General features: G+C 65.4%; 22 protein-coding genes and 1 tRNA gene. 17 read left to right on the top strand and 6 right to left on the bottom strand.

Annotated features, from left to right (window positions below; genetic code table 11):
- Positions 1–4 precede the first annotated feature (4 nt).
- The 5 genes from IEW49_RS05210 (at position 5) to IEW49_RS05190 (ending at position 3,729) form a co-directional block, all read left to right on the top strand.
- Complete coding sequence (locus IEW49_RS05210) at positions 5–688, top strand: 50S ribosomal protein L25/general stress protein Ctc (protein WP_188641687.1); 684 nt, start codon at positions 5–7, stop codon at positions 686–688.
- Between the two features lie 93 nt (positions 689–781).
- Positions 782–1,351 (top strand): aminoacyl-tRNA hydrolase, encoded by a 570-nt coding sequence (gene pth / locus IEW49_RS05205; protein WP_188641686.1) that lies wholly within the window; start codon positions 782–784, stop codon positions 1,349–1,351.
- 4 nt (positions 1,352–1,355) lie between these two features.
- On the top strand, positions 1,356–1,862 hold the full coding sequence (locus IEW49_RS05200) for a P-loop NTPase family protein (RefSeq protein WP_188641685.1): 507 nt from the start codon (positions 1,356–1,358) through the stop codon (positions 1,860–1,862).
- 31 nt (positions 1,863–1,893) lie between these two features.
- On the top strand, positions 1,894–2,883 hold the full coding sequence (locus tag IEW49_RS05195; RefSeq protein ID WP_188641684.1) for an SDR family oxidoreductase: 990 nt from the start codon (positions 1,894–1,896) through the stop codon (positions 2,881–2,883).
- Positions 2,884–3,036: 153 nt separating this feature from the next.
- A complete protein-coding gene (locus IEW49_RS05190; protein WP_188641683.1) occupies positions 3,037–3,729 on the top strand; it encodes a cistern family PEP-CTERM protein in 693 nt (230 codons plus the stop codon).
- 76 nt (positions 3,730–3,805) lie between these two features.
- On the opposite strand, the gene IEW49_RS05185 is transcribed toward IEW49_RS05190, so the two are convergent.
- Positions 3,806–5,332: a tetratricopeptide repeat protein gene (locus IEW49_RS05185; RefSeq protein WP_188641682.1), complete on the bottom strand. Its 1,527-nt coding sequence runs from the start codon at positions 5,330–5,332 to the stop codon at positions 3,806–3,808.
- 169 nt (positions 5,333–5,501) lie between these two features.
- Between IEW49_RS05185 and IEW49_RS05180 the strand changes: the two genes are divergently transcribed.
- Positions 5,502–5,792, top strand: coding sequence for a PEP-CTERM sorting domain-containing protein (locus IEW49_RS05180; RefSeq protein ID WP_188641681.1), 291 nt, complete (start codon positions 5,502–5,504; stop codon positions 5,790–5,792).
- A gap of 73 nt (positions 5,793–5,865) precedes the next feature.
- Here the strand turns inward: IEW49_RS05180 and IEW49_RS05175 are convergent, their stop codons facing one another.
- A complete protein-coding gene (locus tag IEW49_RS05175; RefSeq protein WP_188641680.1) occupies positions 5,866–6,873 on the bottom strand; it encodes a tetratricopeptide repeat protein in 1,008 nt (335 codons plus the stop codon).
- Between the two features lie 81 nt (positions 6,874–6,954).
- Here IEW49_RS05175 and ychF point away from each other — a divergent pair, with 81 nt between their 5' ends.
- Positions 6,955–8,055 carry a redox-regulated ATPase YchF gene (gene ychF, locus IEW49_RS05170; RefSeq protein ID WP_188641679.1) on the top strand — a complete coding sequence of 367 codons (1,101 nt, stop codon included), beginning with the start codon at positions 6,955–6,957 and terminating at the stop codon, positions 8,053–8,055.
- A gap of 23 nt (positions 8,056–8,078) precedes the next feature.
- Here the strand turns inward: ychF and IEW49_RS05165 are convergent, their stop codons facing one another.
- On the bottom strand, positions 8,079–9,095 hold the full coding sequence (locus IEW49_RS05165; protein WP_188641678.1) for a DUF2167 domain-containing protein: 1,017 nt from the start codon (positions 9,093–9,095) through the stop codon (positions 8,079–8,081).
- Positions 9,096–9,218: 123 nt separating this feature from the next.
- Here IEW49_RS05165 and IEW49_RS05160 point away from each other — a divergent pair, with 123 nt between their 5' ends.
- From IEW49_RS05160 to IEW49_RS13240, 4 genes are all read left to right on the top strand, one after another.
- Entirely contained in the window at positions 9,219–10,025 is an 807-nt protein-coding gene (locus IEW49_RS05160) for a DUF1206 domain-containing protein (protein WP_188641677.1), read from the top strand.
- Between the two features lie 10 nt (positions 10,026–10,035).
- Positions 10,036–10,785, top strand: coding sequence for a glutaredoxin family protein (locus tag IEW49_RS05155; protein WP_188641676.1), 750 nt, complete (start codon positions 10,036–10,038; stop codon positions 10,783–10,785).
- A gap of 13 nt (positions 10,786–10,798) precedes the next feature.
- On the top strand, positions 10,799–11,260 hold the full coding sequence (locus IEW49_RS05150) for a MaoC family dehydratase (protein WP_188641675.1): 462 nt from the start codon (positions 10,799–10,801) through the stop codon (positions 11,258–11,260).
- An 88-nt stretch (positions 11,261–11,348) separates the two neighbouring features.
- A complete protein-coding gene (locus IEW49_RS13240) occupies positions 11,349–11,801 on the top strand; it encodes a DUF4279 domain-containing protein (RefSeq protein WP_188641674.1) in 453 nt (150 codons plus the stop codon).
- A gap of 60 nt (positions 11,802–11,861) precedes the next feature.
- Here IEW49_RS13240 and mutL read toward each other — a convergent pair whose 3' ends face one another.
- The gene (gene mutL / locus IEW49_RS05140; RefSeq protein ID WP_188641673.1) at positions 11,862–13,712 is read right to left on the bottom strand and encodes a DNA mismatch repair endonuclease MutL; all 1,851 of its coding nucleotides are present in this window, start codon (positions 13,710–13,712) and stop codon (positions 11,862–11,864) included.
- 192 nt (positions 13,713–13,904) lie between these two features.
- Between mutL and IEW49_RS05135 the strand changes: the two genes are divergently transcribed.
- The 6 genes from IEW49_RS05135 (at position 13,905) to IEW49_RS05110 (ending at position 19,908) form a co-directional block, all read left to right on the top strand.
- Entirely contained in the window at positions 13,905–14,948 is a 1,044-nt protein-coding gene (locus IEW49_RS05135) for a rod shape-determining protein (RefSeq protein ID WP_188641672.1), read from the top strand.
- A gap of 77 nt (positions 14,949–15,025) precedes the next feature.
- Complete coding sequence (gene mreC / locus IEW49_RS05130) at positions 15,026–15,889, top strand: rod shape-determining protein MreC (RefSeq protein WP_188641671.1); 864 nt, start codon at positions 15,026–15,028, stop codon at positions 15,887–15,889.
- Positions 15,889–16,443 carry a rod shape-determining protein MreD gene (mreD, locus tag IEW49_RS05125; RefSeq protein WP_229658090.1) on the top strand — a complete coding sequence of 185 codons (555 nt, stop codon included), beginning with the start codon at positions 15,889–15,891 and terminating at the stop codon, positions 16,441–16,443. Before mreC ends, mreD begins: the two co-directional genes overlap by 1 nt.
- Complete coding sequence (gene mrdA / locus IEW49_RS05120; protein ID WP_188641670.1) at positions 16,443–18,608, top strand: penicillin-binding protein 2; 2,166 nt, start codon at positions 16,443–16,445, stop codon at positions 18,606–18,608. The genes mreD and mrdA overlap by 1 nt, the downstream gene beginning before the upstream one ends.
- Positions 18,608–19,726 (top strand): rod shape-determining protein RodA, encoded by a 1,119-nt coding sequence (rodA, locus tag IEW49_RS05115; protein WP_188641669.1) that lies wholly within the window; start codon positions 18,608–18,610, stop codon positions 19,724–19,726. Before mrdA ends, rodA begins: the two co-directional genes overlap by 1 nt.
- 106 nt (positions 19,727–19,832) lie before the next feature.
- Positions 19,833–19,908 (top strand) — tRNA-Lys (locus tag IEW49_RS05110).
- A 93-nt stretch (positions 19,909–20,001) separates the two neighbouring features.
- On the opposite strand, the gene IEW49_RS05105 is transcribed toward IEW49_RS05110, so the two are convergent.
- Both IEW49_RS05105 and IEW49_RS05100 read right to left on the bottom strand, forming a co-directional pair.
- Complete coding sequence (locus tag IEW49_RS05105; RefSeq protein ID WP_188641668.1) at positions 20,002–21,984, bottom strand: response regulator; 1,983 nt, start codon at positions 21,982–21,984, stop codon at positions 20,002–20,004.
- On the bottom strand, positions 21,981–26,783 hold the full coding sequence (locus tag IEW49_RS05100) for a HAMP domain-containing protein (protein WP_188641667.1): 4,803 nt from the start codon (positions 26,781–26,783) through the stop codon (positions 21,981–21,983). The genes IEW49_RS05105 and IEW49_RS05100 overlap by 4 nt, the downstream gene beginning before the upstream one ends.
- Positions 26,784–26,903 lie beyond the last annotated feature (120 nt).

Raw genomic sequence — 26,903 nt, 5'->3', positions numbered from 1 at the left:
TGATATGAGCGACGCTCTGACCCTGCCGGCCGAGACGCGCGAACGGGCTGGCAAGGGAGCCTCCCGTGCACTGCGTCGCGAAGGCCGTGTCCCCGCCGTGATCTATGGCGGCAAGGAAGAACCCACCCCGATCCACGTCGAGGCCAAGGAACTGGTCCGTCTGCTGGACACCGGCCACTTCATGAACTCGATCGTCGAGATCGAGGTCGGCGGCAAGAAGATGAAGACCCTGCCCAAGGACGTCTCGCTTCACCCCGTCACCGACCGTCCGGTCCACGCCGACTTCTTCCGCCTCGCCAAGGGTGCGAAGGTCGAAGTCCAGGTCCCGGTCGTGTTCGTCAACGAAGCGGCTTCGCCGGGCCTCAAGAAGGGTGGCGTGCTCAACATCGTGCGTCACGAGCTCGAACTGGTCTGCGATGCCGAGAAGATCCCGAGCGAGATCGAGATCGACGTCGAGGGCAAGGAAGTCGGCGATTCGATCCACATCAGCGAAGTGACCCTGCCCGAAGGCAGCGAAAGCGCGATCACCGATCGCGACTTCACCATCGCCACGCTGGTCGCCCCGTCGGCGCTCAAGAAGGCCGAAGAAGAGACCGGCGAAGAAGTCGATGCGGAAGACGTCCCCGCCACCGAACAGGGTGACGACGAAGACGCCGCCGAAGAACAGGAGGAAAAGAGCGAGGACTGATCGCTCTTTCCTGCGAAGCAATCACCAAGGCGCCGGGTTCCCTCGTGGAACTCGGCGTTTTGCTTTTCCGAGGGCGCTGGCTAGGAGGGCGCGATGCAGATCTGGACAGGCCTCGGAAATCCCGGACCGCGCTATGCGATGCACCGGCACAATGTCGGCTTCATGGTGCTCGACACGATCGCCGAGATGCACGGTTTCGGCCCGGTGCAGAAGAAGTTTTCCGGCTGGGCGCAGGAAGGACGGATCGGGCGCGAGAAGATCCTGCTGCTGAAGCCCGCGACCTTCATGAACGAAAGCGGCCGCGCGGTGGGCGAGGCGATGCGCTTCTACAAGCTCGAACTCGATGCGCTGACCGTGTTCCACGACGAGCTCGATCTCGCCCCGTTCAAGGTCAAGGTGAAGCAGGGCGGCGGCACCGCCGGGCACAACGGGCTGCGTTCGATCGACAACCACCTCGGCAATGATTTTCGCCGCGTCCGCATCGGCATCGGCCATCCGGGGCACAAGGACCGCGTCACCGGTCACGTCCTCGGCAATTACGCCAAGTCGGAGCTGGACGATCTTGCCGCCATGCTCGGCGCGATCGCGGCCGAGGCCGAATGGCTCGCCGCGGGCGACGACGCGCGCTTCATGAACGACGTCGCGCTGAGGATGCAGGCTTGAGGCCATGCAGCGCGTCCTCGTCATCGGGCCCTGCGGTTCGGGGAAGTCGACCCTCGCCTTTGCGCTAGGGAAGAGACTGGACCTTCCGGTCCATCACCTCGATGCGGTCCTCTGGCTGCCCGGCTGGCACGAGATGGAGCGCGCCGAATATCTCCGGCACCAGGAAGAGATCGTGGCCGGAGAGCGGTGGATCATCGACGGCACGCACGGCAGTTCGCTGCAGCTTCGACTGCCGCAGGCGGACACGGTAGTCTATCTCGATTTTCCGATCCCGCTCTGCCTGTGGCGGATCGTTCGGCGCGTGTGGACCTGGCGCGGGCGCACCCGGCCCGACATGGGCGAAGACTGCCCGGAGCGGTTCGATCTGTCTTTCCTGTGGTACGTCGCCAACTGGAACACCGGGCCGCGGGTGCGATTGCATCGGCAGCTCGAAGGACACTGGGACAAGGTCGAGCGCCTGCGCTCGCCGCGAGCGCTCGAGCGCTGGATGGACTCGCTTCGCGCCGATTAGACGCTAGGCTGGAGCGCGAAGGAGACCCGCCATGCCCGATATCACCCGCCGTTCGCTGCTTGCCGGAACCGCCGCCGGGGCCGCGCTGGTCGCAGCCAGGCCCGCCATCGCCAACCTGCCGCAAGTCGAACCCGACCTTACTGGCAAGTCGATCCTGATCACCGGATGCTCGTCGGGTTTCGGGCGCGCCGGGGCGCTCTATTACGCGCGACGCGGGGCGAAAGTGTTCGCCACCATGCGAAACCTGCCCCGGCCCGAGGCCGACGAGCTCGAAGAGATCCGGTGGAACGAGAAACTCGACCTCGTCGTGATGGAACTCGACGTGCTCTCGCAAGAGTCGATCGATTACGCCGTCCAAATGGCCCAGTCCGAAGTGTTCGGGGCGCTCGACGTGCTGGTCAACAATGCCGGGATCGGCATCACCGGCCCGGTCGAGGTGCAGGACATGGAGGCGACCCGGCTCGCCTTCGACACCAATGTGTTCGGCTATCACCGCATGGCTCGCGCGGTGCTTCCGGCGATGCGCGAAGCGGGCAAGGGCCAGATCTTCAACGTCTCCTCGCAGCTCGGGCGCGTGATCGCCCCATCTGCGGGCCATTACTGCGCCACCAAGTTCGCGGTCGAGGCGATGAGCGAACAGCTCGCCTACGAACTGGTGCCGCACGGGATCGAGGTCACGATCATCGAGCCGGGCGGCTATCCGACCGAGATCTGGCAGAACCGCAATCGCTACAACAACGCGCTCAAGGCCCGCGCCGAAGAAAAACATCTCTCGGGCTACCCGGCGCTCGTCGCGCGGATGGGGACCGAGACCGGCGACGGGCGCGATACCGATATCGACGACGTGCCGCGCGCGATCGCCGAGATCATCGCGATGCCGCCGGGCACCCGCCCGCTTCGCCGCCCGGTCCATCCCCGTTTCATACCCCAGACCGCGATCAACGCAGTCAGCCGCCAAACCCAGCTCGACTGGCTCGGCGAAAGCAGCGCGGGCCCGTGGATCAAGGCAGTCCTCGACTAGGCAGGGATTGGCGGACAGCTGTCGGAAAACATTACAAACACGGCATTAACCAACGCCTGTTAACCATTTTATTGCGCGAAAATCCGCCATTGGCACGTTGCCTGCATAGAGGTTCGGTAACGATATAGACTGTTCTTTCGAGGGGCCCACCCGATGCTTCGCAAACTGTTTACCGCCGTTCTCGCCACGGTCGCCATGCTCGGCGCGAGCCCTGCGCTGGCCGATCCGATCACGCTCGGCGCGGGCGACGAGGGTTCGACCTTCACGATCGATTTCGACGGCGAGGACGGAAGCGGCACGGTCGACGGGCTGACCTCCTCGATCACCTTCACGCTGGTAAGCATCTCGCCTGACGGGAAGACCTACAATTTCACCTACGACGCGGCGAACACGAGCACGACCTCGACCGGTTCGCTGACCGGCTTCGCCTTCAATGTGAACCCCGACATCACCGGGGCCGATTCGACCGGCACCTTCGACTATTCGAAGCTCGACAAGAACTATCCCAACGGGATCGGCACGGTCGATGTCTGCTTCAAGGCGAAGGACAGCGGCTCGTGCGGCGGCGCCGGTTCGGGCACCAACGGACTCACCAACGGCGAAAGCGGTTCGGGCACGATGAGCCTCTATTTCTCCGACCCGACCAACCCGATCACCCTGTCCGATTTCTTCGTCCGGTACCAGGCGGTCAACGGCGACGGTTCGGCCACCGGTTCGCAGGTTACCTCGACCACGACGTCGACCACCGGCGGCACCCCGGTTCCCGAACCCGGCATGCTCGGCCTGTTCGGCCTCGGGCTCGTGGGCATCGGCCTGATGCGCCGCCGCCGCAAGCTGGCAGCCTGATCGCACATCGCAGATAAGAGAAAGGGCGCTCTCCCCACCGGGAGGGCGCCCTTCTTCATTGGCAGGCCCAGATGCGTCAGTCGGCTTTCGCCAGGCGCAGGTGCTCGGCGATCGTCCTGTTCTTCGGGGCGAGCCGGGCGGCCTTTTCGAGCAGCCGGATCGCCGCCTCGCGATCGCCGTCGGTCTGGACCATCAGCCATCCCGCGGTATCGAGTACCGACGGATTGTCGGGGGCCAGCGCCAGCGCCTTCTTCGCATATTCGAGCGCGCGGCGACGGTTTCCGGCCTCACCGAGCGCATAGGCGAAATTGTTGAGCACCAGCACATTGTTTTCGCCGGTCGCCTCGATCACGCGCTCATAGGCTGCGATCGCCTCGCGCCAGTTGCGCGCGCGCAACGCGGCATCGGCACTGGCGATCTCGGCGGCGATGTTCTCGGGTGACGGCACGCGCGCGCGGACGCGGTAATCGGAAGCCCGCTCCGAACCTGCCAGCCTGGCCGCGCGCGCGGCGAGCACGAGGTCGGTCTGCGATGCCTCGGCACGGTCTGCAATCGGACGGATCGCGGAGAGTGCACCGGCACCGTCGCCGGTCGCGATCATTGCCCGCGTCAACAGCCGGCGAGCGTAGACATTGCGCGGATCGCGGCGCAAGACGGGGCGCAAGCGCGCGAGGGCCAATTCGCTCTGGTCGAGCTCGAGCAGAGCCTCGGCATACAGGATCTGGGCATCGTCGCGGCCTTCCAGGCGGCGCTCGTTCAACTGGAACAGGCGACGGACTTCGGCCCACTCCCCCCGTTCGCCGGCCAGGCGTCCGCGCAAATAGACCACCGCCGGATCATCTGGTGCCTGCTCGGCTGCGCGCTCGATCAGCTGTTCCATCTCGTCGAGCCGGTCGAGATCGCCGAGCACCCCCGCCTCGCCGAGCAGCGCGGCGCGGTTCTCCGGATAGGCCGCGCGCGCCGCGACATAGGCGTCGAGCGCCGTGCCGAGATCGCCCTCAGCCACAGCGACGCGCGCATTGGCAAGCAGCGCATCGATCTGGTTTCGATCGATCGCGATCGCCCGATCGGCGAGTTCGCGGGCCCGTGCCAGCGCCCCGTTCCCCAGTGCGAAGATCGCGTAATCGGCGAGCAGGCGCGCCGTAGGCCGCTCGAGTGCCGCGCCTTCGCCGAACGCCACGGCCGCCGCCTCGGGATCCCCCTGCCCGACGCGCGCGATCGCGCGGATCCGCCAGGCTTCGGCGCCGCTTGCGTCCTCGACCGCGGACAGCGCCTCGTCGAATTGTCCGCGCAACAGTGCCGCCTCACCGCGCAGCAGCGGGGCATCGCCCGGCAGGCCGTCGACGGCGGCAAGCCGGTCGAGCGTCGCCTGCGCGCCCTCGCCGTCGCCGAGCGACAATTGCGTACGCGCGAGCAGTTCGAGCATCGCGACGTTTTCGGGCTCCTGCTGGAGCGCCGAGACGAGGTCGATCCTCGCCTCGTCGTAGCGATGGGCGGCAAAGGCATCCTGCGCCCGCGCGAACTGATCACCGGGATCGGCACTGCAGCCGACCAGCCATAGGGCGGCGGCAGCCGAGATCGTTACGATAGGTCGTCTTCTCATGCCTTCGCCTCTAGCCGGCAAATTCGAAAAATTCCGTTAGCCACTGTCGGTTACTTTGACACACCAATATCGGCGAGCAAGCCGTTAACCATCGAAAGCCCCGGAAAAGCGCGATTGGCACGGGCATTGCTTTGGATGACGGTAACCATTCCAAAGGGGGATATCGGTTATGAAGAAGGCAGCGACGGCAACGATGGTCGTGGTGCTGGGCTCGATGGTTACGGCCTCGCCCGCCCATGCGACCTGGTGGAAGAAATGGGGCGGAAGCGGCACGCACACGCATTACACCGGTTGCGGCCACAACCCGCCGCCGCCGCCGCCTCCTCCGCCGCCCCCGCCTCCGCCGCCCCCGCCGCCGACTTCGGTGCCCGAACCGGGCATGCTGGCCCTGTTCGGCATGGCGGCGATCGGTGCCGGCGCAGCGCACACTTCGCGCCGCCGTCGCAAGGACCGCAAGTAAGGTTTCTTCGGTGCCGCGCCGGTTCGCCGGCGCGGCTTTGAAGCTCTGATATCCGGAGGCCGGCCCCTATTCGCTAGAGGCTGGCCTCTATTTCCTCGAGCAGCGACTGCGCATCCGGATTGCCGGGGAACCGCCGGTTAAGGCGCTGCGCTCTCCGATACGCGAGCTCCGACTGTCCGAGCCGATAGAGCGCCGTCGCATAGAGCAGCTCGGCCACCGGGCGGTTGTCCAGCTGCGCCTCGATCGGCTGCATCAAAGTCCGGACCTGCTCCCACTCGCCCTGTTCGGCGGCGAGCTTGGCGCGCAGGATCGTGAATTCGGGGGTTCCGCCGAACCGCGCGCGCCCTTTTTCGACCAGCTGTTCGATCTCCTCGAACCGTCCGGCCTGTCCCAGGGCCATCGCCAGTTCCTCGAACAGCCGCAGGTCGGTCGGGTAGGTCTCCGCGCCTTCGCCGAAAATCGCGATTGCGTCGTCGATCCGCTCCTGCGCCTGCGCGAGACGGCCGGCTGCGAGATAGGTCTCGAGCGCTTCTGGCGCGGACTGCTCCGCGAGGCGCACATAGCGCGTCGCTTCGGCGATCTCCCCATCGGCGAGCCGGAACATCGCGTATTCGGCGTAGAGCGCGCCCTTGTCCCCCGGCATGTCGAGTCCCTTGCGCAGCGTCTCGCGCGCCTCGTCGATGCGATTCATGCCGGTCAGCGCCTGCGCGCGCAGGCGATAGGCTTCGGCCGTCTCGACCTGCGACAGCGCTTCGAGCGCGCCTTCGGGGTTTCCGCGCATGTTTTCCGCCTCGGCGAGGAGAAAGGCGTAGTCGTCGGGCACCGCGCCCAGTTCCTGTAACCGCAGCAGCCGTTCGCGCGCGCCTGCGCCATTGCCCTGCGCGAGCTCGGTGCGCGCCAGCAGCAGGAGGGCCGCTGCATTATCGCGATCTTCGTCGAGCACGCTGATGAGATCGATCCGCGCCTCTTCGTACTCGCCCGCCTCGAAACTGGCCTCCGCGCGTTCGAACCGGTCGGCGCTGTCCCCCGAGCACGAAGCGAGCGCAAGCGCGCCCGCAACAATCATCGTCCGTGCAATCATTTCTTCCCCCATCTGGCATTCTGCCCGCGCCACGGCTAAGCGGCGCGCAAATCCTTATCGCCCACATTGTAGGAAATTCCCATGGGGTTCAAATGCGGCATCGTCGGCCTGCCCAATGTCGGCAAGTCGACGCTCTTCAACGCACTAACCGAAACGCAGGCCGCGCAGGCCGCGAACTATCCGTTCTGCACGATCGAGCCCAATGTCGGGCAGGTCGCCGTGCCCGACGAACGGCTCGAGAAGATCGCCGCGATCGCCAAGAGCGCGAAGATCATCCCCACCCAGCTCGCTTTCGTCGACATTGCCGGCCTGGTGAAGGGTGCGAGCAAGGGCGAAGGGCTCGGCAACCAGTTCCTCGCCAATATCCGCGAGGTCGACGCGATCGTGCACGTGCTGCGCTGTTTCGAGGATGACGACATCCAGCACGTCTCCAACCGGGTCGACCCGCTCGCCGATGCCGAGGTGGTCGAGACCGAATTGCTGCTGTCGGACCTCGAAAGCGTCGAAAAGCGCGCCGAGAACGCCAGGCGCCGCGCGACCGGCGGGGACAAGGAAGCCAAGGCGCTCGCCAGCGTGCTCGGCCAGGCGCTCGAACTGCTCAAGGACGGCAAGCCCGCGCGCCTCGTCGAGCCGGGCGACGACGAGGAAGCCTGCCTGTTCGAGCAGGCGCAGCTCCTGACCGCCAAGCCGGTGCTCTATGTCTGCAACGTCGCCGAGGAAGATGCTTCCAACGGCAACGATCTGACCGAAAAGGTCTTCGCCAAGGCCGAAGCCGAGGGCGCGCAGGCGGTGATCGTCTCGGCCGCGATCGAGGCCGAACTGGTTGCGATGGAAGGCGAGGAACGCGCCGAATACCTGTCCGAACTGGGCCTCGAGGAAAGCGGCCTCAACCGCATCATCGCCGCCGGTTACAAGCTGCTCGGCCTGCAGACCTTCTTCACCGCCGGCCCCAAGGAATCGCGCGCCTGGACCTTCCCTGCGGGCGCCAAGGCCCCGCAGGCGGCGGGCGAGATCCACACCGATTTCGAACGCGGATTCATTCGCGCCGAGACCATCGCTTACGACGATTACGTCGCGCTGGGCGGCGAAAGCGCCGCGCGCGAAGCGGGCAAGCTTCGCCAGGAAGGCAAGGAATACCTCGTCCAGGACGGCGACGTGATGCTGTTCAAGTTCAACGTCTGATCACGCCGCCGCGGGGCGATCGGTCAGGGGCTTTCGTAGCCGCCGCCCGGTCGCCACCCGTGTTCGTCCTCGCCATCTGGCTCGTTGCCTGCGGCGGCGTCTTCATCGGAGGCGTATTCGACCCAGTCCTCGTCCTGTTCGTCGTCACCGATCCCGAACAGGCCGAGGATCTTTTTCTTGAAAACGAAGAACAGCGCAACGAGCCCGATCAACAGCGGCTTGAGAAACTTCAGGATGATCGCGAAGATACCGAGCTTCTTCGCCATAGCGACCCCGGCCCCGGCCGCGACCAGGCCGCCGATGCCGTATTCCGCCTTGCGATCGGTTGATGCGTTGAAATCGGCATAGCGCGCGCCGTCCTCGAACGAGGCCAGGCCGGCGAAGTCTTTCGCCGCGATCCGCACGCTGTTGAGGTCGGGCATGACCGACACCAGGTTGAGGCTGAGAACGCCATAGCGGCCGAGCGTGCGCACGTCGTAATTGAGCGTGTTCACGGCCTGATCGTCGAATTTCAGGTTTTGCGCCCAGACCACCGAATGTGTGCGCTTGTCGTAGTTCGGACGCTCGGCCCAACCCACCACCTCGATGCCGGGATAGCCCGCCTGGCGCCTGCCGCTGGCCTCCTCGCGCGCACCTTCCTGCATCAGTTCCATCAACTCGTCGTAATCGACGTCGGCGGCATCGTCGTCACTCACGTAACCGATCGATTCGAACGAGATGACCGCGCCCCAGCTGTCCGAGATCGGGCTGGTCCCGGCGGGCATGACCAGGCCGAGGGTCTGACTCACCGATTCCGGTGGGTTGCCCCACAGCTGGACGAGGATCGCCTTGGCGTCCTGCTCGCCGTAGAACACGTATTTGTCGCCCAGTTCGAGCCGTGCCTGCGCCCCGGGTATCGAGATCGAGCCGGTTTGGGGATCGAGGTTGTCGATGAACGCCTGAACCTCGGGCGGAATGTTTTCGGGTGCGCCATCCTGTGCCGTGGCAGGCGAGACGGCGGCGAGCAGCAGCACGAGTGCCGCCAAGAGATTGCGAATCATGAAAATTTCCCCCTTGCGGAGAAATTACCCGCAATCTCCGATTTGGCGATACAATTATCCCTTAAGGGCACGATTTCTCCCCTCGCCCGTTGGTCGTGAAACCACGACCGACAGGGGAGACGCATGGTCGACAAATCGGAAAAATTCAGCTGGTTCGTGCGCCTTGGCTACATGGCGCGCGGACTCACCTACATGCTGCTGGGATACCTCGCGCTGGAGACGGGCAGCGGGGAAGCCTCCGAAGGCTCGACCGGCGTGTTCGACATGCTGCAGGAGGTGCCGCTCGGGACGCCGCTCTTGTGGGTGATCGCGATCGGAATGCTGGGCTATGCGGCCTACAAATACCTCTCGGGCTTCGCGAACATCTACAACCGCAACGACGATATCGAGGGTGGGCTCAAGCGGATCGGCGATGTGGCGAGCGGCGTCGCGCACACCTTCCTCGCCTTCGCCGCCTACCAGTTCGCGACCGGCACCAAGAGTTCGGGCGGCGACGGCACGCAGGAACGTGCCAGCACGGTGCTCTCCTATGACCTCGGCGGCGTGGTGCTCGGCGTGATCGGGCTCGGGTTCCTCGTGGGGGGGCTGATGCAGGCCAAGAAGGCGTACGATCTCGGTTTCATGAAGCGGATCAGCGGTCGTGCGCCGCACTGGGTCTGTCACATCGGCCGTGCGGGACACGCCGCGCGCGCGGTGGTCTTCGCGATCATCGGCTGGTCGCTGATGCAGGGTGCGTGGTTCTCCTCCTCGAGCCAGGTCAAGGGGCTCGGCGAAGCGATCGTCAGTCTCAGGGACATGGGCGTAGTCTACACGCTGGTCGCGATCGGCCTCGTCATGTTCGGACTGTTCAGCTTCATCACCTCGCGATACCGGGTGATCCCGCACCTGACGAGCGGATCGATGAAGCCGGACGTCCCCGGTCGCCACTGAGGCTCGCCATATGGCCGAACGCAAGACCGCCCGCCTCCACCGGATGGTGATGGACAAGCATGTCTGCCCCTACGGCATAAAGTCCAAATGGCTCCTCGAAAGCGAAGGCTACGCGGTCGAGGACCATCACCTCACCACGCGCGAGGAAACCGACGCGTTCAAGGCGAAGCACGATGTGAAAACCACGCCCCAGACCTTCATCGGGGGCGAGCGCATCGGCGGCTACGAGGCGCTGCGCAGGTACTTCGACCGCAAGGTGAAGGACAACGACAAGACCAGCTACCAGCCCGTTATCGCGGTGTTCGCGGTCGCGCTGGCGCTGGCGGTCAGCCTCGCGACCTGGAGCTTCGGCACCCCGCTGGTCGCGCGCACCGCCGAATGGTTCGTGGCCTTCTCGATGGCGATGCTCGCCATGCTCAAGCTGCAGGATGTCGAGCAGTTTTCCTCGATGTTCGTCGGTTACGACCTGCTCGGGCGCAGATGGGTGCCCTACGCCTATGCCTACCCCTTCCTCGAGGCGGCGGCGGCGGTGCTGATGGCGGGGCACCTGCTGCCGTGGCTGTCGATCCCGATCGCTCTCATCATCGGCACGATCGGCGCGGTGAGCGTGTTCTACGCGGTCTATGTACAGAAGCGCGAGATCAAGTGCGCCTGCGTGGGCGGCGGCAGCAATGTCCCGCTGGGCTTCGTCTCGCTGAGCGAGAACCTCGCGATGATGGGCATGGGGCTATGGATGCTGGCGCGCTACGGTCTGGCGTAATAGAGCGCTCCCCATGATGTATTACGAAGACCTCGAAGTCGGGATGACGAGCAGTTCCGGCGCCTACGAAGTGACCGCGGAGGAAGTCCGCGACTTCGCGAGCAAGTACGATCCGCAGCCGTTCCACCTGTCGCAGGAAGCGGCGGCGAAGACGCATTTCGGGCGCATCTCGGCGAGCGGGTGGCACACCTGCGCGATGACGATGCGGATGCTGGTCGACAGCATGAACGAAGTTCCCCGCGCCGGCATGGGCTCGCCCGGCATTGACGAGTTGCGCTGGAAGCACCCGGTCTATCCCGGCGACACGCTGCGGATCGAAACCGAACTGCTCGAAAAGCGCCGCAGCAGGTCCAAGCCCGAACTCGGCCTGTTCAAGACCTGCGTACGCACCTTCAACCAGGACGGGGTAATGGTGATGGAGATGACCTCGAACGGTATGATCGGGGTGCGGGAGCCAGGGGCGAAGGACGATTGAGAAGCGTCCAGTTGCGGGCGGCGAGCAAGGTTGCTGCTACGTCGCATTTTGGGTGGAAAGCGGTCATTCGTAGGCGCTAAAGAGAGGGATGAATTTTTCAGCTTCAGAGGGCGAACAGGACTATTTCGCCTACACCGCAACGCTCCGTATCCACGGACAATCTCTGCCGTTCGATCAAATTTCTTCCAAACTGGGTGTCTTGCCTACGCACACACACCAAGCGGGTAAGAGGCGGCGGCCAGCGGCCCGGCCGTACCCTGATGATGCTTGGCATCTTACCGCCCCTCTAGCAGAAGAAGCTGAGTTAACTGAGCATCTTCGATGGTTATGGACTAGGGTCGAGCCAGCTGTCGAGTTTCTCACCGGTCTCGACGCGAAGGTAGATGTGTTCTGTGGGTATCGGTCAAACAATGGAGCATCTGGCTTCGCTGTCGAGCCAGACGCACTACAAATTTTTAATGCACTGAAGATCCCATTCGGAGTTTCAGTCATAGTTGATAGCTGGCTTGGCGAAAGGCTGTCTGAACCCACCGAGCATTAATCGTATCGTCCGCAATCGGGTCGTTAGCGGAATGTCCGCTTAAGGTTCGCAATCGCGCCTTTAATGCCGCCCGAACAGCTTCTCGACGTCGTCCATCGATAGCTTCACCCATGTCGGACGGCCATGGTTGCACTGGCCCGAGCGCGGGGTGTTTTCCATTTCGCGCAGCAGCGCGTTCATCTCGTCGACGCGCAGCACGCGGCCCGCGCGGACCGAGCCGTGGCAAGCCATGGTGGCGAGGACGAGGTCGAGCTTTTCGCCGAGCAGCAGCGCCTCGCCGTGCTTGGCGATATCGTCGGCGATGTCGCGCAGCAGCGCTTCGGGCTTCGCCTTTTTCAGCGCGGCAGGCATCGCGCGGACGAGCATGGCTTCGGGGCCGAAACGCTCCATCACGAGGCCGAGCTCGCCCATCTTCTCGATCGCGGTTTCGAGCCGGTCGCAATCGGCTTCGTCCATTTCGATCACGTCCGGCATCAGCAGCGGCTGCGACTGCTGCATCTTGGCTTCCGCCCCCGCCGCCTTGAGCCGTTCGAGCGTCAGGCGTTCGTGCGCGGCGTGCTGGTCGACAAGCACCAGCCCGTCCTTCGCCTCGGCGACGATATAGGTGTTGGCGACCTGCCCGCGCGCGATGCCGAGCGGATAGTCCTGGCCCTCTTTGATCGGCTGCGCTTGCTCGGCGCGGCCCTGCGGCAGCGCGAAGGCGCTGCGATGCTCGGCGGCGTATTCCACGCGCGGTTCGCGGAAGCTCGTGCCCCCTGCGCCGCGATCACGCCCGGTGAAGAGCGAGTGGAGCGCTGGCGAGACATCGGCCATGGCGGGTTCGCGCACTTCACCGGTTTCCGCATCGTATCCCGGCTCGACCTGCCAGCGCCCCATCGCGTCGGCAGCGGGAGCCTGCGCGCTGCGGCGGTCGCCCATGTCGAGCGCGCGGCGCAGGCCCGAGACGATCAAGCCGCGGATCGCGGCGGCATCGCGGAAGCGGACCTCGGTCTTGGCCGGGTGGACGTTGACGTCGACATCCACGGGCGGGAGGTCGAGGAACAGCGCGAGCACCGCGTGGCGATCGCGCGCGAGCATGTCGGCATAGGCGCCGCGCACCGCGCCCGACAGCAGCCGGTCCTTCACCGGGCGCCCGTTGACGAACAGATACTGGTGATCGGCCACGCCGCGATTGAAGGTCGGCAGGCCCGCGACGCCGGTGAGCCGCGCCTCGCCGCGCTCGAAATCGAGTCGCACGCCGTCCTGCGCGAGCTCCTTGGCGACGATCTGGGCGACCCGCTCAGCCTGCCCCTGCCCCGGCTGCAGCGCGAGCGATCGCCGTCCGGCATGTTCGACCGTGAAGCCGATCTCGGGCCGCGCCATCGCGAGGCGGCGCATCACGTCCATGCAGGCCCCGTATTCGCTGCGCTCGGTGCGGAGGAACTTGCGCCGCGCGGGTACCTTGGCGAACACGTTCTCCACCCGCACGCGCGTTCCGGGCGGCAGCGCTGCAGGGCCGCTTTCGACCTCGGCACCGTGATCGACGACGATGCGCCAACCCTCTTCGCCCCGAACCCGGCTTTCGAGCGTGAAGCGCGCGACGCTGGCGATCGAGGGCAGCGCCTCGCCGCGGAAGCCGAGCGTACGGACCTGTTCGAGCGCGGTCCCCTCGCCGAGCAGTTCTTCGGGCAGTTTCGAGGTCGCGTGGCGTTCGAGCGCGAGCGCCATCTCGTCGGGATCCATGCCGCAGCCGTCATCGGTCACTTCGAACGCGTCGCGCCCCCCGCCCTCGAGCCGAACCGCGATATTTTTCGCACCCGCATCGATTGCGTTTTCGACCAGTTCCTTGAGCGCCGAGGCCGGTCGCTCGACCACCTCGCCGGCGGCGATACGGTTGACGAGATCTTCGGGCAGGCGGCGGATTTCTGGCATGGGCGGGCGAGCATATCCGCACCTCGCCGCGAAGTCAGTCCGCTCCGTCGCTTAATCACCCGCAAAATCGGCCAATTTCTTGGAATTCGGAACAATCTTGCGCTAGAGCGCATGTTCTTACGGGAACCCCATTGCATCGCCTGTCCTGATCCGCTGGATTGGCGCGCAATTACAATTGGATACGACACTCACATGGGCTTGTTCGGCAATCTCTTCAAATTCGGCGCCCCCAACATCGCCATTGATCTCGGCACCGCCAATACGCTGGTCTACGTCCAGGACCAGGGAATCGTCCTCAACGAACCGTCGGTCGTGGCGATGGAAATGCGCAACGGCACCCCGGTGGTGAAGGCCGTCGGCGAAGACGCCAAGATGATGATGGGCAAGACGCCCGATTCGATCGAGGCGATCCGCCCGCTGCGCGACGGCGTGATCGCCGACATCGAAGTCGCCGAAGAGATGATCAAGCACTTCATCCGCAAGGTGAACGGTTCGCGTTCGATGTTCCGCTATCCCGAGATCACGATCTGCGTGCCGTCGGGCTCCACCTCGGTCGAACGCCGCGCGATCCGCGACGCCGCTTCGAATGCCGGCGCGAGCCAGGTCTACCTGATCCTCGAACCGATGGCCGCCGCGATCGGTGCGCACATGCCGGTGACCGAGCCGGTCGGCTCGATGGTGGTCGATATCGGCGGCGGCACGACCGAAGTCGCCGTGCTCTCGCTGCGCGGCCTCGCCTACACCACCTCGGTGCGCGTCGGCGGCGACAAGATGGACGAAGCGATCATCTCCTACGTCCGTCGCCACCACAACCTCCTGATCGGCGACGCCACTGCCGAGCGGATCAAGCAGGATTACGGCTGCGCGGTGGTGCCCGATGACGGCGTGGGCGAACAGTTCACCCTCAAGGGCCGCGACCTCGTCAACGGCGTGCCCAAGGAAATCACGATCAACCAGGCCAACATCGCCGAGGCGCTGGCCGAACCGATCGGCGCGATCGTCGAAGGCGTGCGCATCGCGCTCGAGAACACCGCCCCCGAACTGGCGGCCGACATCGTCGACCAGGGCATCGTCCTGACCGGCGGCGGCGCGCTGATCCGCGGGCTCGACGAATACCTGCGCGAAGAGACGGGCCTGCCCGTCACCGTCGCGGAAGATCCGCTGACCTGCGTCGCGATCGGCACCGGCCGCGCGATGGAGGAACCGATCTTCCACGGCGTGCTGATGACCCAGTAACCGGGTAGCGTCGAAACCATGATTGCCCGCACCCCGTCTCGGCCGGGTGCGGGCCGCAACAGGAGCAGCCGAAAGCGATGGCATCGTCCGTGAAGAGAAGCCTCGGCTTCTCGCGCAGGGAACAATATACGAATTTCGCCGCCTGGGTCGTCGCCGTCCTTGGCGCGGTGATCGGTATCACCCTGCTTGTGCTCTCCTGGACCCGCAGCGACCGGTTCGAGGATGCGCGCGGCGCGGCGAGCGACGTGACGCGCCCGGTCGCGGTCGCCGGGGCCGGCGGGCGTTCGACCTCGCAAAGCATGTTCGAGGAAATCGGCGCCTATTTCCGCGCCGGGTCGAAAAACCGGCGGCTCGAGAAGGACCTCGCCACCGCGCGCGTGCGCCTCGCCGAACTGCAGGCGGTCGAGACCGAGAACCGGCGCCTCAAGGAACTTCTCAACCTGTTCGAAGACGAACGCGAACCGATCGTGAGCGCGCGGCTGATCGGCTCGACCTCGACCAGCACCCGTCGTTTCGCAACGATGTCGGCCGGGACCAACCAGGGCGTGGCGCGCGGCATGCCGGTGCGCTCCGAACGCGGGTTGATCGGACGCGTGCTCGAAACCGGGCGCAACACTTCGCGCGTGCTGCTCGTCACCGACCGCCAGAGCACGGTGCCGGTGCGCCGCGCCGAAGACGGGCTGACCGCCTTCGCCGAGGGCGAGAGCGACGGCACCGTCCGCATTCGCCTCGTCGACCTCACCATCAACCCTTTGAAGCCCGGCGACATCTTCGTGACCAGCGGGTCGGGCGGGTTCTACCTTCCCAACATCCCCGTCGCGGTGGTCACCGAATTGCTGTCCGACGGTGCGGTCGCGCAGGTGCTCAGCAACCCCGCAGCGACCGAATTCGTGACCGTCGATCCCGTCTTCGACCCGGACGCCGCCAGCGAGATCGAGTGATGGCGATCGCGGTCCGGAGCAAGGTCAAGAAGCGACGCGGCGTCGGGCGGATCGGCTATGCGCCTTCCCCGCTGATGGTCTACGGCCTGCCGTGGGCGAGCATCATGCTGGCTTCGCTCACGCCGATGCTGCCGATCATCACCTCGGCACCGCTGGTTCCGCCACTCGCGCTGATGATGCTGATCGCCTGGCGCCAGCTGCGCCCGGGCCTGCTGCCGGTCTGGGCGGGGCTCCCGCTGGGTTTTTGGGACGATCTGTTCAGCGGACAGCCATTGGGCTCTGGTATATTGCTGTTCTCGCTGACCATGATCGCGCTCGAGGCCGTCGAACGGCAGCTGCCTTGGCGCGGATTCCTGCAGGAATGGCTGTTCGCCTCGCTGATCGTGGTCGTCTACCTCGTGCTCGGCGCGGTGTTCGCAAATCCCGGCGATTTCGGCGCCCTCACCATTCTCGGACCCCAGATCCTGCTCTCGCTCCTCCCCTTCCCGTTCGTGAACCGCATCGTCGGCATCCTCGATCGGTTGCGGCTGGTCAGGTTGAGCCGGATCCGCTGATGTTTCGCCGCCGCAAGCCCAGGGCCTCGTCGCCGCCGCCCACCGGGGTCTCGCTGCAGAACGCCTTCGATCGCCGCGCGGTGATCCTCGGCTCGATGCAGGCGGGCGTAGGGCTGCTGCTTGTCGGCCGGATGGCCTATCTCGGCGTTGCGGAGAACGAGCGCTGGGAGGTGCTGTCCGAAAGCAACCGGGTCAACCTCGCGCTGATCCCTCCGCGCCGGGGGGCGATCGTCGATCGCTACGGCACGCCGCTCGCGGCCAATCGCGCCGATTTCCGCGTCGACCTCATCCCCGAGCGCATGGGCGATGCGCGCGAGCGCTCGCTCGACATGCTGGCGAAGGTGCTGAAGCTCTCGGACACCGAGATGACCGACCTGCGCGACCGGATCGAGCAATCGACCGGGTTCCAGACGGTCGAGGTCGCCTCCAACCTCGATTACGATCGCTTCGCCGCGATCAGCGTGCGCCTGCCCGACATGCCGGGCGTGGTCGCGCAGCGCGGCTACACCCGCAACTATCCCACCGGCCCCGCGGTCGGCCACCTGCTCGGCTATGTCGGCACCGCCGATCGCGAGGAATACGAGGCCGAGGGCAAGGACCCGCTACTTGTTACGCCCGGTTTCAAGATCGGGAAGGACGGGCTCGAGCAGCAGTTCGAACAGCGCCTGCGCGGCGAGCCCGGCGCGCGGCGCACCGAAGTGACCGCCAGCGGACGGATCGTACGCGAACTCGACACGCGCGAGGACACGCCGGGGGCCCCATTGCGGCTCACGATCGATGCGGCCCTGCAGGATTACGCCGCGCGTCGGCTCGGCCCGGAGAGCGGCGCGGTAGTCGTGATGGACACGGTCACCGGCGACCTGCTCGCGATGGCATCGATGCCGTCCTTCGATCCCAACAGCTTTTCCGACGGGATCGGCCGGGTCGAGTATTCGATGCTTAACGAGAACGAGCGCAAGCCGCTGCTCGACAAGACCCTGCGCTCGCTCTACCCGCCCGGCTCAACGGTGAAGCCGGGCGTCGCGATGGCGCTGATGAAGGCCGGGATCGACCCGGACGAGAGCGTCTATTGCGGCGGCGGCCTGCAGGTCGGCAATCGCTATTTCCGCTGCTGGAAGCGCGGCGGGCACGGCCAGGTCGACATGGCCAAGGGCATCTACCAGTCCTGCGACACCTATTTCTATTACTTCGCGCAGCGATCGGGGATGGAACCGATCACCGCCATGCTCAAGCGCCTGGGCATGGGGCAGGAATACCCGCTGCCCTTCATCGACCAATTCTACGGCACCGTCCCTGGCCCCGAATGGCTGAAGGAGAAATACGGGCGCGAATGGCAGGCCTACGACACGGTCAACTCGACCATCGGTCAGGGCTACATGCTGATCAGCCCGTTGCAGCAATGCGTGATGGCTGCGCGGATCGCGATGGGCCGGGAAGTGATGCCGCGCATCGTTCAGTCGGACGACGTCCCGGACTTCCAGAGCCTCGGCTTCCCGCAGGAAAACATCGATTACGTCCGCCAGGCGATGAGCGACGTGGTCAATGGCCCCGGCACCGCCGGGCGCGCGAGATTGCCGATCGATGACGTGCTGCTGGCGGGCAAGACCGGCACCGCGCAGGTCGTCGGGCTCAACTATTCCGACGGCAAGTCCGGGACTTGGAAATATCGCGACCACGGCCACTTCATGTGCTTCGCCCCGTTCGACAACCCACGCTATGCCTGCGCGGTGACGATCCAGCACGGCGGCGGATCGGGCGCGGCATACCCGGTGGCGCGCGACGTGCTGACCTTCCTCTACGATCCCGACAAGGCACTCGAAATGCTCCACGCCTTCGAGCGCCAGTGGGGCGGTACCGCGCAGCAGCGCCTTTCCGCCCAATATCGCGCCGCCGCTGCCGCCGCGGGCGAGACGCTGCCGCCGGGCGGCGGGAGCGCACCGGGGACGGTAGCCGCCGCCAGGCGCGGCGAGCCGATCCAAGGCTCGGCCGAAACCCGCGCCAGCGATTCCTATTTCAATGCTTCGGCCCAGGACGACGGATCGACCACCGGGGGCGCGAACCCGCGCGGCGGTGCGACCTCGTCGACGGCGACGCCCGCCCCGACACCGGCCCCGTCCCCGACGTCATCTCCGACTGCCGCGCCGACGGCCGGGACCACCGACTGATGGCCGCCACCGCCATCGTCCCCGAGGGCCTGCTGCGTTGGCCGTGGAAGGTCAGCCTCGTCCTGCTGGCGTTGACCGGCTTCGGCGCGGCCGTGCTCCATTCGGCGGCCGGCGGCAGTTGGGAGCCCTATGCTGCCAAGCACCTCATGCGGTTCGGGGTTTTCCTCGTGATGGCGCTGGTGATGTCGCGCTTCAACGACACCGTGTACCGCTTCATGGCCTACCCGGCCTATGTCGTGCTGGTGTTCCTGCTGGTGGTGGTCGAGGCGATCGGATTTACCGGCGGCGGCAGCCAGCGGTGGATCGACCTCGGCTTCATGCAATTGCAGCCGTCCGAACTGATGAAGCCTGCGATCGTAATCGTGCTGGCGCGTTTCTTCGCCACCCTGCCGCCGGGCATGGTGGGAACGCTGCGCGGAATCGCGCCGGTGGCGATCCTGCTCGGCGTGCCCTGCTCGCTGGTGCTGATGCAGCCCGATCTCGGCACCACGCTCGCGATCGTCGCCAGCGGGGCGGTGATCGTGTTCATGGCGGGCGCGCCGCTCAAATGGTTTCTCGTGACCGGCGGCGTGGCGCTGGCCGCCCTGCCCTTCGCCTACCAGTTCGCGCTCTCGCCCTACCAGCAACGCCGCGTCACGACCTTCCTCGACCCGGCGAGCGACCCGCTGGGCAAGGGCTACCAGATCACCCAGTCGAAGATCGCGATCGGATCGGGCGGATTGACCGGCAAGGGCTTCGGCGAAGGCTCGCAAAGCCACCTCGCCTACCTCCCCGAGGCGCATACCGACTTCATCTTCGCCACCATGGCCGAGGAATGGGGCGTGATGGGCGGTGTGTTCGTGCTGATGTGCTACGCGCTGATCCTGCGCTGGGCGCTCCGCGTCGCGGGGCGCGCGCCGCACCGCTTCGGTCGCCTGATGGCGGTCGGGATGGGCTTCACGATCTTCTTCTACGCCGCGGTGAACATGCTGATGGTGATGGGCTTCGCCCCCGTGGTGGGTATCCCGCTGCCCTTCATGAGCCATGGCGGTTCGTCGATGATGACGGTGATGATCTGCATCGGCTCGCTGATGGCGGTCGATCACTGGGGCAAGACCCAGAGCCGCAGGCGCTACTAAATCGACTTTTCCGCACGCAGCCACTTGGCAGCGCGGAATCACCCGCTATATGGGCGCCTCCCGATTCGAGTACAGGTACTCATCGGACGCGGCCCGAGGCCGGTGTGGACGCATAGCTCAGTTGGTAGAGCAGCTGACTCTTAATCAGCGGGTCCTAGGTTCGAGCCCTAGTGCGTCCACCATTTTTTCCTATCGCATTCACTCTGCATCCGACGGTTCGCCGATGACCGCGGGGGCTTTCGTCTCGCACCCGGAAGTTCGGTTCGGGCGCGGCCTCAGACCGGCTCGGCCTGCAGCGCCCTGACGCAGGCCGATGCCAGCGATTTGAGATCGACGGGCTTGTGGACCAGCGGAAGGTCCTCGAGGTTGGCGAGGTTTTCGTCGGCGATATTGCCCGTCATCAGCACGCGGCCGATATGCGGTGCAGCATTGCGGATCCGTTGCAGCGTTTCGAGACCGTCGAGCCCGGGCATCGCGAAGTCGGAAATCACCACGTCGTAGTCGCGCTTGCGCTCGCCGATCGCCGCGATCAGCTCCGCGCCCGAGGCATATTCCTCGACCTTGGCTCCGGCGTCCCGGAGCTGCTCGGACAGGACGATGCGGACTCCGTCATCGTCATCGACCAGCGCCAGCCTCCGGTCCTCGAACCATGACAGCTCCCGAGCCTGCTCGGCCGCGTCCTCACCGGACACGCTCTCGGTCGCCGGAAGCTTGATCGCAATTTCGGTGCCTTTGCCAAGGGTGCTCTGGATTTCCAGTTCGCCACCCGACTGATCGACGAAGCCGGCGACCATAGACAGGCCCAGCCCGGTCCCCTTCCCCGCACCCTTGGTCGTGAAAAAGGGTTCGGTGACCTTCTTCAGCACCTTCTTGCTCATCCCGATACCGCTGTCGCAGACGCGGATCGCGAGTGCGGGCGCATCGGCCTCGCCGACCTCCTCGATCGAAACCTCGACCGTGCCACCGTCGGGCATCGCGTCCCTCGCATTGATGACAAGGTTCATCAATGCCAGCTCCAGCTGGCTGCGATCGGCGTAGATGCTGAGATCGGATTCGCCGCAATTCCACGACGCCGAGACGTTGTCGCCCAGCGCGTGCTCGACCAGCCCGGCGACAGCGTCGCACAGGTCGCTCGGCTTGACGCTCGTCGGGGTCAGGTCCTGCCGCCGCGCGAAAGCCATCATCCGCTTGACCAGGTCGGTCCCCTGATGCGCCGCGTGGCGCATCTGCTCGATTACGCGCTTTTCCGCTTCGCCCAGTTCGAGCCTGCGGTCGAGAATGTTGATCCCGCCGAGGATCGCCGCGAGCAGGTTGTTGAAATCGTGAGCGACGCCGCCGGTCAGCTGGCCCAGCGCGTCGAGCTTGCCGGCATGGACGAGCTTCTCCTCGAGCTCGCGGCGATCGGTGAGGTCTAGGATGGTGCCGACCCATTGCGGTTGCCCCCCGGGTCCTGCGACCTTGATCCGCTGGTCCAGCAGGTGGCGCTTGCGTCCGTCGGGGCCCACGAAGCGGTATTCGCTCGTCACCGCATCGCCGTTATCCTCGCTGCCCGCTTCGTACGCGGTGAGATCGTCGGGGTGGACCCATTCGTCGAACCGGCGCACGCCATCGAAGATCTCGCTCGCCGTATCGCCGACGAAATAGTGCAGGTCGCCGCCGACGAAGGTGCGGGTGAGCTTGGTCGCATCGCAGGGGCATTCGTAGACCGCCATCGGCAGCGTGCCGAGCACCGAGGCCTGGCGCCGCTCGCTTTCCTGGAGCTTGCGTTCGACCGCGATCCGGTCGAGCTGTTCGCGCAGGTGAGCCTCGCGCAGGCTGCTCTCGAGCTGGGCCTGTTCCGCTACCTGCTGGCGCGTCTCGTAAAGATCGACGAACACCCCGACCTTGGTCTTGAGGATGATCGGATCGACCGGTTTGAAGACGTAATCGACCGCGCCCATCTCGTAACCGCGCATCAGGTGCGAGGTTTCCTTGTTGACCGCCGACAGGAAGATGATCGGGACCTGCGCGGTCTGGCTACGCTCGCGGATGAGGGCGGCGGTCTCGTAGCCGTCCATCTCGGGCATGTAGACGTCGAGCAGGATGACCGCGAACTCGTGCTGCAGCAATTCGCGCAAGGCATCCTTGCCCGAGGCGACGCAGGTGACCTCGGCGAGCGGGCGCAACGTTTCCGAAAGCGCGAGCAGGTTGCGCTCGTCGTCGTCGACGATCAGGATCCTTGCGCCCGTATCGGTCTTGTTGTCCGCAAGATCGCTCATTTGGCTGCTTCCACCTCTTGCGTCTCGGCACGCGGTTCGGAAACTCGGTCGAATGCGACCCTGAGCACCGCCAGCAGCAGGTCGATGTCGACCGGCTTGGAGATGTAATCGTCGGCGCCCGCCTCGAGGCATTTGTTCCGGTCGCCGCGCATCGCCTTGGCGGTCACCGCGATCAGCGGGATCCCGGCCAGGCCGTCATCCTCGCGGATCCGCTGCATCGTCTCGTAACCGTCCATCTCGGGCATCATGATATCGATCAGCGCCGCGTCGATGTTGGATTTTGCGCGCAGCATCTCGATCCCGTCGGCGCCGCGTTCGGCGTAGACCACCGATGCGCCGCGCGTTTCGAGCACGCTGGCGAGCGAAAAGATGTTGCGGATGTCGTCGTCGACGATGAGGATGTGTCTGTTGGAGAGCGTGTCGTCGGAGGGCGCCGGCTGTTCGTCGTCCTGCCGTTCTTCGTTTGCGTCAATCTCGATCTGCGCCTTGAGCGCCGAGAAGAGCTCGGAGAAGTCCTTCGCCGAGCGATCGAAGACGGTCGAGCCCTCGGCGATACGCTTCTCGACGGCGGGCGTTGCCGTGCCCTTGCCGAGCACCATGACCGGGCACCCGGACGTGCCCGGATTATGGACGAGCAGGTCGAGCAGGACGACCGCATCCATGTCGGGCAGGTCGAGATCGAGGATCACCGCGGCCGGTGGGGTCCGCCGCACGGTCGTGATCGCCGCGGCACCGCTGGTGGACATATTGGCGGCCAGGCCGTGCTTCCCGGCGTCCTCTACCAGCCGGTCGCCGATCGCCGAATCGCCGGTCACCAGCAGGACGAAGGGATTGTCGGAAAGCGAAGCGCGCTCGCCTTCTTCGTCGAGGTGAACGAGGCGCGGCTCGCGCGGTTCCTCGCGCTGAGCCGAGGAACCCGCGGAGTCGTCCACCTGCGGCGGGGTCAGTGGCAGGAAGAGGGTGAAGGTCGAGCCCTCTCCGGGCTTGGAAGAAACCTGTAGTTCGCCACCGAGCAACCCGGCGATTTCACGGCTGATCGAGAGTCCGAGACCGGTGCCGCCATATTTGCGGCTGGTGGTCCCGTCCGCTTGCTGGAAAGCCTCGAAAATGAGCTTCTGCTTGTCCTCGGGAATACCAATGCCGGTATCGGTGACCGCGATGGCAATCGCCTGGTCCACCCCGGCCAGCTCGGGATGCTCGCGGTTCCAGCCCGACGTGGCCATCCGGACGTCCAGTGCGACTTTGCCTTCTCCGGTGAACTTGAAGGCGTTGGAAAGGAGGTTGAGGAGGATCTGCTGGAGCCGCTGTTCGTCGGTCCGCAGCGTCTTGGGAAGGTCCTCGGCGAACTCGACCTCGAACCCGAGCCCCTTTTGCGCGGCAAGCGGGCGGAAGGTGCGTTCGACATGCTTGCGCAACGAGGACAGCCGCATGTCGTCGAGCTCGATCGATACCGTCCCGGATTCGATCTTCGACAGGTCGAGAATATCGTTGATCAGGTTGAGCAGGTCCGACCCGGCCGAATGAATCGTCTTGGCGAACTCGGTCTGCTTCTGGCTGAGATTGCCTTCCTCGTTGTCGTTGAGGACCTTGGAGAGGATCAGCAGCGAATTGAGCGGGGTGCGCAATTCGTGGCTCATATTGGCGAGGAATTCGCTCTTGTACTTCGAGGTCAGCGCCAGCTGTTCGGCCTTTTCCTCGATCGCGCGGCGCGCCATGTCGATCTCGAAGTTCTTCTCCTCGACCTGTTTCTTCTCGTATTCGAGCAGCTGCGCCTTTTCCTGCAGTTCCTCGTTGGTCTGGGCGAGTTCCTCCTGCTTGGTCGTGAGCTCGGTCTGCCGCGCCTGCAATTCCTGCGTCAGCGACTGCGATTCCTTGAGCAGTTCCTCGGTCCGCATGGTCGCGGCGATCGTGTTGAGCACGATCCCGATGGTTTCCATCAGCTGGATCAGGAAGCCGTTATGCGTATCGCTGAAGCCTTCGAAGCTGCCCAGTTCGAGCACCGCCTTGACCTCGTCTTCGAACAGGGCCGGGAGGATGAAGAGGTGCGCCGGCTTGGCATCGCCGAGCCCCGAGCTGACGCGCAAATAGCCGTCGGGAACCTTATCGAGCCGGATCGGCGCCTTGTCCGCTGCGGCCTGCCCGATCAGTCCTTCGCGCAGGACGAAACGGGGCTTCATCTCATCCGGATTGCCTGCACCGTAGCTGGCGACGAGATCGAGCGTGGGGTCCTTGTCTTCGCCTTCCTGGGCAACGTAGAACACGCCGTATTGCGCGTTTACCAGCGGGGCGAGTTCGCTCATGATCAGGTTGGAAATGGTGGTCAGGTCGCGTTCGCCCTGCAGCATCCGGCTGAAGCGCGCGAGGTTTGTCTTGAGCCAGTCCTGCTCGGCATTCTTGAGCGTCTGATCCTTCAGGTTGCGGATCATCTCGTTGATGTTGTCCTTCAGCGAGGCCATCTCGCCCGAGGCTTCGACCGAAATCGAGCGGGTAAGGTCACCCTTGGTCACCGCGGTCGCCACGTCGGCGATCGAACGCACCTGATTGGTGAGGTTCTCCGCCAGCTGGTTCACGTTGTCGGTGAGGTCGCGCCACAGGCCCGCAGCACCGGGCACGCGCGCTTGTCCGCCCAGCTTGCCCTCGACCCCCACTTCGCGCGCCATGTTGGTAACCTGGTCGCCGAAGGTCGACAGCGTCTCGATCATGCCGTTGATGGTCTCGGCCAGCGTCGCGATCTCGCCCTTGGCATCGAGCGTCAGTTTGCGGTTGAGATTGCCCTGCGCCACGGCGGTCACAACGTCGGCGATGCCGCGCACCTGGTTGGTGAGATTGGTCGCCATCAGGTTCACGTTGTCGGTGAGGTCGGCCCAGGTCCCGCCGACGCCGGGCACCATGGCCTGGCCGCCGAGCTTGCCCTCGGTGCCGACCTCGCGCGCCACGCGCGTCACTTCGGAGGCGAAGCCGTTGAGCTGGTCGACCATCGTGTTGACGGTGTTCTTGAGCTCGGCGATCTCGCCCTTCACGTCGACGGTGATCTTCTTCGAGAGGTCACCGCGCGCCACCGCGGTGGTGACCTCGGCGATGTTGCGGACCTGGCCGGTGAGGTTGTCGGCCATCAGGTTCACGTTTTCGGTCAGGTCCTGCCACGTCCCGGCGACCCCGGGGACGCGCGCCTGGCCGCCGAGCTTGCCCTCGGTGCCGACCTCGCGCGCCACGCGCGTCACTTCGGAGGCGAAGCCGTTGAGCTGGTCGACCATCGTATTGATCGTGTTCTTGAGCTCGGCGATCTCGCCCTTCACGTCGACGGTGATCTTCTTCGACAGGTCGCCCGAGGCCACCGCGGTCGTCACCTCGGCGATGTTACGCACCTGGCCGGTGAGGTTCGCCGCGAGTTCGTTCACGTTGTCGGTGAGGTCGGCCCAGGTCCCGGCGACGCCTTCGACCTTGGCCTGACCGCCGAGCTTGCCCTCGGTGCCCACTTCGCGCGCCACGCGCGTCACTTCGGAGGCGAACGAACCGAGCTGGTCGACCATCGTGTTGATGGTGTTCTTGAGCTCGGCGATCTCGCCCTTCACGTCGACGGTGATCTTCTTCGACAGGTCGCCCGAGGCCACCGCGGTCGTCACCTCGGCGATGTTGCGGACCTGGCCGGTGAGGTTCGCCGCGAGTTCGTTCACGTTGTCGGTGAGGTCCTTCCAGATGCCGGCGACGCCTTCGACCTTGGCCTGCCCGCCGAGGCGCCCCTCGGTGCCGACCTCGCGCGCCACGCGCGACACTTCGGAGGCGAAGCTGGAGAGCTGGTCGACCATGACGTTGATCGTATTCTTGAGCTCGAGGATTTCGCCCCGGACCTCGACGGTGATCTTCTTCGACAGGTCGCCGCGCGCCACCGCGGTGGTGACCTCGGCGATGTTGCGGACCTGGCCGGTGAGATTGTCGGCCATCAGGTTCACGTTGTCGGTCAAATCGGCCCAAGTGCCGGCGACGCCGGGCACTTCCGCCTGGCCGCCGAGCTTGCCCTCGGTGCCGACCTCGCGCGCCACGCGCGTCACTTCGGAGGCGAAGCCGTTGAGCTGGTCGACCATCGTGTTGATGGTGTCCTTGAGCTCGAGGATCTCGCCCTTCACGTCGACGGTGATCTTCTTCGACAGGTCGCCGCGCGCCACCGCGGTGGTGACCTCGGCGATGTTGCGGACTTGGCCGGTGAGGTTGTCGGCCATCAGGTTCACGTTGTCGGTCAGGTCCTTCCACGTACCGGCTACGCCCTTCACCCGCGCCTGCCCGCCGAGCTTGCCCTCGGTGCCGACCTCGCGCGCCACGCGCGTCACTTCGGAGGCGAACGAGCCGAGCTGGTCGACCATGGTGTTCACGACCTTGCCGATGCGCAGGAATTCGCCCTTGAGCTCGCGCCCGTCGATCTCGGTCGCCATCTGCTGCGACAGGTCGCCCTTGGCGACCGCGCCGATCACGCGCGCGACCTCGGTAGTCGGCTGGACCATGTCGTCGACCAGACCGTTGACCGCGTCGAGCTTGGCCTGCCAGCCGCCCCGCGCGCCCTTGACCCCGGCCCGGTGGGCGATCTTGCCCTCCTTGCCGACGATCCGAGACAGGTTCTCGAACTCACCCGTGATGCTGTCGCTGAGCCCCACGACCTCGTTGAAGAGTTCGGCGATCTCGCGATCTTCGGGATGTCTCGACTTGAGCTTGAGCCGAACGGAAAAATCACCATCGCGAAGGCTCGTCAGTGCTTCGATCAGGCTGGCACGCAGCTGGGCGCATTCTTCGTTATTTTTTTCCGCCACTGGCGACTCTCCGCGGACATCATTGTGCGACACCGGGCGCCTTCAGAAGTCGTTTTAGAACACCCCCCGTCGGGTCGAAATTATCGAGGACGCCAATGGTTCCGGGTCTGCGGATTTTTT

This window comes from Pseudoblastomonas marina, from assembly GCF_014641655.1.
Classification (GTDB): domain Bacteria; phylum Pseudomonadota; class Alphaproteobacteria; order Sphingomonadales; family Sphingomonadaceae; genus Alteriqipengyuania_A; species Alteriqipengyuania_A marina.
Note: the sequence above shows the minus strand (reverse complement) of the source record. Positions and strands in the feature narration are given on the sequence as shown.

What these genes read in the sequence shown, in the direction of transcription:
- IEW49_RS05210 (WP_188641687.1), top strand. Translation starts at nt 5, where the DNA reads ATGAGCGACGCTCTGACCCTGCCGGCCGAGACGCGCGAACGGGCTGGC.
- pth (WP_188641686.1), top strand. Translation starts at nt 782, where the DNA reads ATGCAGATCTGGACAGGCCTCGGAAATCCCGGACCGCGCTATGCGATG.
- IEW49_RS05200 (WP_188641685.1), top strand. Translation starts at nt 1,356, where the DNA reads ATGCAGCGCGTCCTCGTCATCGGGCCCTGCGGTTCGGGGAAGTCGACC.
- IEW49_RS05195 (WP_188641684.1), top strand. Translation starts at nt 1,894, where the DNA reads ATGCCCGATATCACCCGCCGTTCGCTGCTTGCCGGAACCGCCGCCGGG.
- IEW49_RS05190 (WP_188641683.1), top strand. Translation starts at nt 3,037, where the DNA reads ATGCTTCGCAAACTGTTTACCGCCGTTCTCGCCACGGTCGCCATGCTC.
- IEW49_RS05185 (WP_188641682.1), bottom strand. Translation starts at nt 5,332, where the DNA reads ATGAGAAGACGACCTATCGTAACGATCTCGGCTGCCGCCGCCCTATGG.
- IEW49_RS05180 (WP_188641681.1), top strand. Translation starts at nt 5,502, where the DNA reads ATGAAGAAGGCAGCGACGGCAACGATGGTCGTGGTGCTGGGCTCGATG.
- IEW49_RS05175 (WP_188641680.1), bottom strand. Translation starts at nt 6,873, where the DNA reads ATGATTGCACGGACGATGATTGTTGCGGGCGCGCTTGCGCTCGCTTCG.
- ychF (WP_188641679.1), top strand. Translation starts at nt 6,955, where the DNA reads ATGGGGTTCAAATGCGGCATCGTCGGCCTGCCCAATGTCGGCAAGTCG.
- IEW49_RS05165 (WP_188641678.1), bottom strand. Translation starts at nt 9,095, where the DNA reads ATGATTCGCAATCTCTTGGCGGCACTCGTGCTGCTGCTCGCCGCCGTC.
- IEW49_RS05160 (WP_188641677.1), top strand. Translation starts at nt 9,219, where the DNA reads ATGGTCGACAAATCGGAAAAATTCAGCTGGTTCGTGCGCCTTGGCTAC.
- IEW49_RS05155 (WP_188641676.1), top strand. Translation starts at nt 10,036, where the DNA reads ATGGCCGAACGCAAGACCGCCCGCCTCCACCGGATGGTGATGGACAAG.
- IEW49_RS05150 (WP_188641675.1), top strand. Translation starts at nt 10,799, where the DNA reads ATGATGTATTACGAAGACCTCGAAGTCGGGATGACGAGCAGTTCCGGC.
- IEW49_RS13240 (WP_188641674.1), top strand. Translation starts at nt 11,349, where the DNA reads ATGAATTTTTCAGCTTCAGAGGGCGAACAGGACTATTTCGCCTACACC.
- mutL (WP_188641673.1), bottom strand. Translation starts at nt 13,712, where the DNA reads ATGCCAGAAATCCGCCGCCTGCCCGAAGATCTCGTCAACCGTATCGCC.
- IEW49_RS05135 (WP_188641672.1), top strand. Translation starts at nt 13,905, where the DNA reads ATGGGCTTGTTCGGCAATCTCTTCAAATTCGGCGCCCCCAACATCGCC.
- mreC (WP_188641671.1), top strand. Translation starts at nt 15,026, where the DNA reads ATGGCATCGTCCGTGAAGAGAAGCCTCGGCTTCTCGCGCAGGGAACAA.
- mreD (WP_229658090.1), top strand. Translation starts at nt 15,889, where the DNA reads ATGGCGATCGCGGTCCGGAGCAAGGTCAAGAAGCGACGCGGCGTCGGG.
- mrdA (WP_188641670.1), top strand. Translation starts at nt 16,443, where the DNA reads ATGTTTCGCCGCCGCAAGCCCAGGGCCTCGTCGCCGCCGCCCACCGGG.
- rodA (WP_188641669.1), top strand. Translation starts at nt 18,608, where the DNA reads ATGGCCGCCACCGCCATCGTCCCCGAGGGCCTGCTGCGTTGGCCGTGG.
- IEW49_RS05105 (WP_188641668.1), bottom strand. Translation starts at nt 21,984, where the DNA reads ATGAGCGATCTTGCGGACAACAAGACCGATACGGGCGCAAGGATCCTG.